The sequence below is a fragment of the Immundisolibacter sp. genome, from assembly GCF_041601295.1.
Classification (GTDB): domain Bacteria; phylum Pseudomonadota; class Gammaproteobacteria; order Immundisolibacterales; family Immundisolibacteraceae; genus Immundisolibacter.
Map to the genome: position 1 here is coordinate 1 of NZ_JBFIII010000119.1, position 7,202 is coordinate 7,202.

The 7,202-nt window shown below is 61.1% G+C and carries 8 protein-coding genes and 1 pseudogene; 5 read left to right on the forward strand and 4 right to left on the reverse strand.

Annotation, left to right across the window (positions count from 1 at the left end; all coding sequences use genetic code 11):
- From ABZF37_RS12760 to hmpA, 3 genes are all read right to left on the reverse strand, one after another.
- Positions 1 to 696, reverse strand: a 696-nt coding sequence (locus ABZF37_RS12760; RefSeq protein WP_372720508.1) for an NnrS family protein, incomplete at its 3' end; no start/stop codon positions are given.
- Positions 697 to 799: 103 nt separating this feature from the next.
- The gene (locus ABZF37_RS12765; protein ID WP_372720510.1) at positions 800 to 1,366 is read right to left on the reverse strand and encodes a hemerythrin domain-containing protein; all 567 of its coding nucleotides are present in this window, start codon (positions 1,364 to 1,366) and stop codon (positions 800 to 802) included.
- A 112-nt stretch (positions 1,367 to 1,478) separates the two neighbouring features.
- A complete protein-coding gene (hmpA, locus tag ABZF37_RS12770) occupies positions 1,479 to 2,654 on the reverse strand; it encodes an NO-inducible flavohemoprotein (RefSeq protein WP_372720512.1) in 1,176 nt (391 codons plus the stop codon).
- Positions 2,655 to 2,870: 216 nt separating this feature from the next.
- Here hmpA and norR point away from each other — a divergent pair, with 216 nt between their 5' ends.
- From norR to ABZF37_RS12795, 5 genes and pseudogenes are all read left to right on the forward strand, one after another.
- Positions 2,871 to 4,436 carry a nitric oxide reductase transcriptional regulator NorR gene (norR, locus tag ABZF37_RS12775; protein ID WP_372720514.1) on the forward strand — a complete coding sequence of 522 codons (1,566 nt, stop codon included), beginning with the start codon at positions 2,871 to 2,873 and terminating at the stop codon, positions 4,434 to 4,436.
- Positions 4,437 to 4,538: 102 nt separating this feature from the next.
- Positions 4,539 to 4,664: pseudogene (locus ABZF37_RS12780) on the forward strand (urease subunit beta); the annotation flags it as partial.
- A gap of 50 nt (positions 4,665 to 4,714) precedes the next feature.
- Positions 4,715 to 5,053, forward strand: coding sequence for a hypothetical protein (locus tag ABZF37_RS12785; RefSeq protein WP_372720522.1), 339 nt, complete (start codon positions 4,715 to 4,717; stop codon positions 5,051 to 5,053).
- Positions 5,054 to 5,289: 236 nt separating this feature from the next.
- Positions 5,290 to 5,481: a CPXCG motif-containing cysteine-rich protein gene (locus ABZF37_RS12790; protein WP_372720516.1), complete on the forward strand. Its 192-nt coding sequence runs from the start codon at positions 5,290 to 5,292 to the stop codon at positions 5,479 to 5,481.
- A 445-nt stretch (positions 5,482 to 5,926) separates the two neighbouring features.
- Entirely contained in the window at positions 5,927 to 6,676 is a 750-nt protein-coding gene (locus tag ABZF37_RS12795; RefSeq protein WP_372720518.1) for a class I SAM-dependent methyltransferase, read from the forward strand.
- A 21-nt stretch (positions 6,677 to 6,697) separates the two neighbouring features.
- Here the strand turns inward: ABZF37_RS12795 and ABZF37_RS12800 are convergent, their stop codons facing one another.
- Positions 6,698 to 6,973, reverse strand: a complete 276-nt coding sequence (locus ABZF37_RS12800) for a transposase (RefSeq protein ID WP_372720520.1) — start codon at positions 6,971 to 6,973, stop codon at positions 6,698 to 6,700.
- Between the last annotated feature and the right edge of the window lie 229 nt (positions 6,974 to 7,202).

The window sequence follows — 7,202 nt, forward strand, 5'->3', positions numbered from 1 at the left end:
CAGCAACGCCAGTACCGGCAGCCCGCCGTAGGCAAATATTTCGAGCGAGCGGCGCGGGACGATGGGCGCCGACAGGCGCAGGCCCCCCTGGGTGAAAAACGGAATCACCCGTCCGCCGACGACGGCGATGATGGTCCCGATCAGCCACAACGCCGCCCACACCGCCCGTCGCAGCAGGTCGAAATCCCCTGCCGCCAGTGCGTGCAGGATCGCCACATCGGCCAGCGCCAGCAGCAGGAGCAGCCCGACCAGCGGATAGTTACGCCACTGGTTTACGCGCCACAACTGCCAGCCAAGGCGCATCGCTACAGCCGGCAGAAAGGCCAATTCGATTGCCACCAACACCAACCACGGCAACCCCGGCCACAACCAGGCCACCCGCGCCGCCAGCCACAGCCCGAACAGCCCCATTAGCGGCCAGCCGCGCAGCCCTGGAGTGCCGGTCCAGGCCTGCACAGCAGTGAGCAGAAAACCGGCAATCACTGCGGTCACGAAACCGAACGGCATCTCGTGCATGTGCCAGGCCAGCCAGCCGCCCCGGGGCGCAAAGCCGGACACGAAGCCAAGATAGGCAGCGGCCCACAGCCCCACTGCGAGAAGCGCAAAACCGGCGCCGCCCAGAAAGAACGGTCGGAAACCCAGCCGAAACAATGGATGAACGCAGGATGATTCAGACGTGTTGGACGCAGGCAGCATTCCACTCTCCGGCCCCATTCCGGGGGTCATGATTCACACGATGTGACGGACCACGACCGTCCAAGGTAGGAAGGTCGCCGCGGACCTGAGCCGGGACAGCCCGCTAGGCCGGCTCGTCGTTGTGGAGTAGCGCCATTTCATCGGCAAACCTTACGTATCGATCATGATCCTGCCCGAGTTCTACCTCGGCTTTGTCGAACAAAAGCTGCATGTTTTCGAGCTCTTCCCGCGAGAACAGACGTTCCGCCATGGGAAAGACCATTTCATCCTCCTTCCAGATGTGGTTTGGGTACAACTGGCGGATACCGCTTATTGAACCGCGCAGGGCTTCCACCGCATCGGGGCTTCCCTGGGCATAGGCATCGGCCGCCGCCGCAAGGGCAGTCACCAACTGACGCCCCTTGACGTGCTCTGCCACCAACCCCTGCAGCGGACATCCGGTCTTCGGCACCCCTTTCTTTTCCATGGCCGGAAACAGAATCGCTTCTTCTTTCGCGTGGTGACATTTGTCCGCAAAGTCGCGCATGAAAAGCACGACCTTGCGAATGAGGTCCACGTCGACCGGACGCCCGCGACCAAGATCGTCGTCGATAACGCTCAACGCATGGACAACCTTCAGGATGTACTTGTGCTCGTGGACGAGCAGGTGAATAGGATTCTCGACGGACATGACATGAGCCTCCTTGGCGGGTAAAAAAGACGGCAAAAATTCCTTTGGCAGCGCGTCCCTGCACTGCGGGAACCGCCGTTCGAATCAGCAGTTCCTGTGCGACCTCCTGTCATCAGTCGAGCGCTGCCGCCGGGCCGAAGAACTCCCAGTGCATCTGTCCGGCGGGCACGTCGAGGTTGCCGAGCAGGCGCTTGACGTGGCCCATGAACGAAGGTGGACCAACGAAATAAGCATCCACGTCGCGCGGGGCGGGCAGCCAGCGCTCGAGCAGTTCGGGACTCAGGCGCCCGTAGGCGTCTGCCTGTGCGGCACCGTTTTCCTCGTAACAATAAAACCGCCGCGCCTGCGCATGCCGGACCACCAGATCGTCCACCCAGTCCCGAAACGCATGCACCCGCCCGCTGCGCGCGAAGTGCAGGAACGTCACCGGCCGGCCTTGCTCGTGCGCCGCGTGCAGCATCGGCAGCGTGGGCGTGATGCCGACCCCGCCGCTGATCAGCACCAGCGGCCGGGCACCAGGCCGCAGAATGAAATCACCGGCCGGCGGAAACAGCTCCAGCGTCGCGCCTGTCGCCACGGAATCGTGCAGGAAATTCGAAACCACTCCGCCCGGCTCGCGCTTGACGCTGATGCGATATGTGGCACCGTTGGACGGGGCCGACAGCGAGTAGTTGCGCCGCACCTCCTGGCCGTCGACGGTAAGCTTGAGACCGATGTACTGCCCGGGCTGGAAACCCATCACCGGACCACCGTCAGCCGGTTGCAAGTACAGCGAGACGATCTCGTCGCTCTCGGTCACCTTGTGTGAGACCTGGAACGACCGGGCGCCGCGCCAGCCGCCGGGCGCCGCGGCGGCGGCCGCGTAGGCGTCTCCCTCGGCGCCGATCAGCAAATCGGCGAGCTGCTGATAGGCGGCCGTCCAGGCGGCGATGACCGCATCGGTCGCCACCTCGGCACCGAGGACCTCGCGAATGGCCCGCAGCAGACAGGTACCGACGATCGGATACTGCTCCGGCAGCACCTGCAGGGAGACGTGCTTGTTCACGACCTGTCCGACCAGCGGCCCAAGCGCCTCCAGATGGTCGATGTGACGGGCGTACTGCAAGATGCCGTTGGCCAGCGCGCGCGGCTGCGCGCCGCTGGCCTGGTGGGCTTGGTTGAACAGCGGGCGCACCTGCGGATACTCGTCCAGCATGATGCCGTAGAAGTGGCGGGTGAGTGCCTCGCCCCCGGCTTCGAGCAGCGGCACGGTGGCCTTGACCAGATCACGGTGTTGTTCGGAAAGCATTGACTGACTCCATGGCAGTACGGTGACCGCGGGCCTGACCGGCCGCGCACGCATGCAGGCCAGGTGGTCGCGGGCGAGACGGTTTGTCTGTCCCGCCTTGCACATCTCACGTTTCGTGCCACACCGAAAAACCAGTCAATTACACACTCGCCGCCGTCACGATGTCAGAATGACACCTCAAGAAGAAAGTCTGTTTGACATCATTGATCGGTAAAAATGACTCCATCCCAGCTACTGGGCGCCTTGGCGCAGGTTGTCGACACCCTGACCCGGGACGAACCCGACGAGGCCGGTTACACGCGCCTGCTGGAAGCTGTGCAGGCGCTGTTCCCCTGCGATGCCACGGCCCTGCTGCGCCTTGACGGCGACACGTTGCGGCCGCTGGCGGTAACCGGCCTGAGCCATGACACGCTCGGCCGACGCTTTCGCCTGCAGGACCACCCGCGCCTTCTGACGCTGCTGCAGCGGCGCGGGCCGACGCGCCTGGCGGCGGACTGCCAGCTGCCCGACCCCTACGACGGCCTGGTTGAGGGGCGAACCGGGCAGCTCGAAGTGCACGATTGCATGGGCTGCCCGCTGTACGTGGACGATCGTCCCTGGGGCCTGCTCACGCTGGACGCACTCGACCCGCGGGCCTTCGGTGCGGTCGATCTGGACCTGCTGGAGGCCTTCGGCCGATTGGCCGGTACAGTCGTCGTCGCTGGCGAGCGCCTCAGCAGCCTCGCCCAGCGCGCGCAGCGCGAGCAACAGCTGGCACGCACCCTCGCCGAGGCCCCGGCGACGTTGCGCCCGCGCGACCTGATCGGCCGCAGCCCCCCCATGCGCCACCTGCAGGCCGAGATCGACACCGTCGCCGCCACCGACCTGACGGTACTGATCAGCGGCGAGACCGGCGTCGGCAAAGAGCTGGTCGCGCAGGCCATCCATTCACGCTCGCACCGCGCGCAGCGGCCGCTGATCACTCTCAACTGCGCTGCGCTGCCGGACAACCTGGTCGAAAGCGAGCTTTTCGGCCACGTGCGCGGAGCCTTCACCGGCGCGGTGCGCGAGCGCTGCGGCAAGTTCGAACTGGCCGACGGCGGCACCCTGCTGCTGGACGAAATCGGCGAGCTGCCAATGCCGGTGCAGGCCAAACTGCTGCGCGTGCTGCAAAGCGGCCAGTTGCAGCGCCTGGGCTCGGATCGTGAACACCACGTCGACGTGCGCGTGCTGGCCGCCACCAACCGGGATCTGGCGGCGGAAGTCCGCGCCGGGCGTTTTCGCGCCGATCTGTATCACCGGTTGAGCGCTTATCCCCTCACCGTACCGCCGCTGCGCGCACGCGGCCGCGACGTGCTGCTGCTGGCCGGCGGCTTCCTGGAGGAAAATCGCGTGCGTTTGGGCCTGCGCGGCCTGCGCCTGGCGGTCGACGCGCAGCATTCCTTGCTCAACCAGCCGTGGCCGGGCAACGTACGCGAACTCGAACACCTGATCGGCCGGGCCGCCCTGCGGGCGCTGGCCGAACAGCCACAGCGCCCGCGCATCCTCACGCTGCACGCGCATCATTTGAATCTGCTGCTGCCATCCGGCACATCTCCAGCTGCATTGCCAGCGCCGATCAACCCGGCGATCGAACAAGCGGCCACGAGAATCGGCTTGCGCCAAGCGGTGGACGAACTGCAATCTCGCCTGATCCGCGCTGCGCTGGCCAGGCACGCCGGCAACTGGGCCACCGCCGCGCGCGAGCTTCGCGTGGATCGGGCCAATCTGCGCCGCCTGGCTGGGCGGCTGGGGTTGGCTTAAGAAAACCGCGTGCGCCCGGCGCTGCCCGAGTCTGGCGCAAGACTTGCTGCCGGTATCGGCGCATAGAGCCCTTTTTCCCGCCCCACAAAGGAGCCATTGCGCATGATGCCCGGTGAACTCGACCCCGCCCCCGGCGAGCTGGAACTGAACGCCGGCCGCCTGACCCTGACGCTGGCCGTGGCCAACACCGGCGACCGGCCGATCCAGGTCGGCTCGCATTACCACTTTGCCTAAACCAACCCGGCGCTGCGCTTCGAGCCCGGCCAGACCGCGAAGTCATGCTGGTCGCCTACGCTCTGCCGGTGATGAAAGTGGATTCGCAGACCTACGAAGTACCGGCGGATGGGACGCTGCTAACCTGCGAACCGGCCAAGGTGCTGCCGCTGGCGCAGCGGTATTTTTTGTTCTGGGTGATTGGCGCAGCCGCCCTATGCGTCGATCGCCGACGACTCCTTCAAGAGCGTGCCTCGCGGTCCACTTCGTCGCTGTGGTTGCTAGTTCGGGATCAGTACAAAGAATTGACGGGCGAGGTACCTGCGGCATCCGAGCAGGGCGAGATCATTCTTGTCGTGGCACTTTTCTGTGGCGGCCAGCTGCGTCGGGTTAGCGCGGCGTAACCCGACCCCGATAAATTGCGTGATACCGCTCGTTGTACCGCCGATGCAATACCGGTGGGACGTCGTTTTTTTGTTTCCGGCGAGTTACGGTTTCGCCCAACCGGCCCTACGTGACCTGTCCAACGCGACACCGGAGGGTTTCTCTTCCGGGTGAGCAATCCATCCGGCCTGCGCCAAAAGTGATGCACCGTACGCAACGGCTGGGCGCACCGCGTCAACACCCTCGGGAGATTTCGATGCAAAACCTCGACTGCGCCTTTATTGATTGCCCCTACTGTGGGGAGAGAATCGAGATGGTCGTCGACTGCTCGGTACCGGACCAGGAATACACCGAGGATTGCAGTGTCTGCTGTCGGCCCATCGTGGTCACCGTTGCCACGTCCGAGGGCGAGGTTGTCAGCATCGAAGGGCGTAGCGAAGACGACTAGGCCTTTCCTGGGGTGGGACCACTGCGTCGCAGGAACCCTTCTCCGTGCTGTCCGCCCCCCCGTTTTTGCCCGGTTCGCGCTCGTTCCGGCAACGTGACTTTTCGTTAGTTATGTGTGGATCTACAACCGGCATCTGCAGAAGGCACTTGGTCATGTCAGCCCCAGGCCATGGACCGGTGGCAACGTCAAGCCGGGTCATTCATCGGCCGGGACACGACACCACAATATACAAGTGAGTAAACAGGGCATAGAATAAAAACTGCGAGCAAAATAGAATTTCCATATCAAAGAAAATACTAACGAATGAGTAGGGATAATAGGATATAAATTGACCCTATTGGTGTGATGCGTATGGAAAATCGCGTATAATTGCGCGCTTTATTTCGGCGCGCGCCTTTTCAGCGTAACATCAATCCGTGATGGTTTATAAATAATTGAGGCAATGATGATAAAGAGGCATCGTATACAATTTCCAAAAGATGAACTGACCAATATAAATCAAGACGAAGCCTATTTTTATCTTCAAGGCTCAGGCAGCGACAGGAAGATTAGATTTCACGATTACGATGAAATTTATCAAATACAGGGTCTGTACGAACAAATATTCTATGACCGCTTAAAATGTACATCTCCAACCAAAGTGGCTACAATTCTCGAGTCAGCAGTAAAACAGTCTCAAGATAGTTTTTCTGAGCTTAGAGTATTGGATTTAGGCGCAGGAAATGGCATGGTCGGGGAGGAACTAAAGAAACATGGCATTTCGCGCTTAGTAGGCGTAGACATAATTTCTGAAGCTTACGAGGCAACTATACGAGATAGGCCCGGAGTATATGACGCATATTATGTCGAGGATTTTACGAAACTGGGGCCGGAAAGAAGAGACGAATTAATAGCATGGCAATTCGATTGCATGGTGACGGTTGCCGCGTTGGGTTTTGGTGATATTCCCACAAAAGCATTTGTAGAAGCATTCAACCTCATAAAAAACGGAGGATGGGTGGCATTTAACATTAAAGACACATTTTTTGATATTAGCGATGAGTCAGGATTCTCTACCATGATTCGGGAACTAATATTCGCCAAACATGTAGACATCTATTGCATTGAACGCTATCGACACAGATTGTCGATCGAGGGAAAGCCTTTATTCTACTTTGCCATTGCAGGACGAAAGAATTCCGATTTTCCTGTATGACTCTCCGGGGAAGGCTTGGTCTCAAGAATCAAGTGCAACACGTCTTGAGAAAATGGCCAGTTCTTCGGTCATTGCCTCGTCGGCCGTTTTCCAGCCCAGCGTTTTCCATGGCCAGCCGTTGAGGAGTCGGGCGATGTCGTTCAGTTGGGTCTGGGTCACGTCCGAAAGATCGATGCCCGTGAGCAGGAACTGACGCAGCAATCCGTTGGTGTTCTCGTTGCTACCGCGCTGCCACGGGGCGTATGGATCGCAGAACCAGATGCCAGTTGCAAGCGCTTCGCCAGCGCTTCGTGGCACGCCATCCCGCTACCGCGATATAGGTAAGGCGTTCGCGCCGGAACGCCGGTAGCACCTTTATTTGCCGGGTGAAGCCCACCAAAGCATTCGTAAGCTCCCCCTCTAGGTAGACACTACAGAAGTAGAACTTTCTGGCATGTTTCTGCAGCCAGGAGGTTCCATGAAGAAGTCGCGTTTCACCGAGACCCAGATTGTCTCGGTCCTCAAGCAGGCCGACGCCGGCATGCCA

Coding starts and splice junctions, on each gene's coding strand:
- ABZF37_RS12765 (WP_372720510.1), bottom strand. CDS start 1,366: ATGTCCGTCGAGAATCCTATTCACCTGCTCGTCCACGAGCACAAGTAC.
- hmpA (WP_372720512.1), bottom strand. CDS start 2,654: ATGCTTTCCGAACAACACCGTGATCTGGTCAAGGCCACCGTGCCGCTG.
- norR (WP_372720514.1), top strand. CDS start 2,871: ATGACTCCATCCCAGCTACTGGGCGCCTTGGCGCAGGTTGTCGACACC.
- ABZF37_RS12785 (WP_372720522.1), top strand. CDS start 4,715: ATGCTGGTCGCCTACGCTCTGCCGGTGATGAAAGTGGATTCGCAGACC.
- ABZF37_RS12790 (WP_372720516.1), top strand. CDS start 5,290: ATGCAAAACCTCGACTGCGCCTTTATTGATTGCCCCTACTGTGGGGAG.
- ABZF37_RS12795 (WP_372720518.1), top strand. CDS start 5,927: ATGATAAAGAGGCATCGTATACAATTTCCAAAAGATGAACTGACCAAT.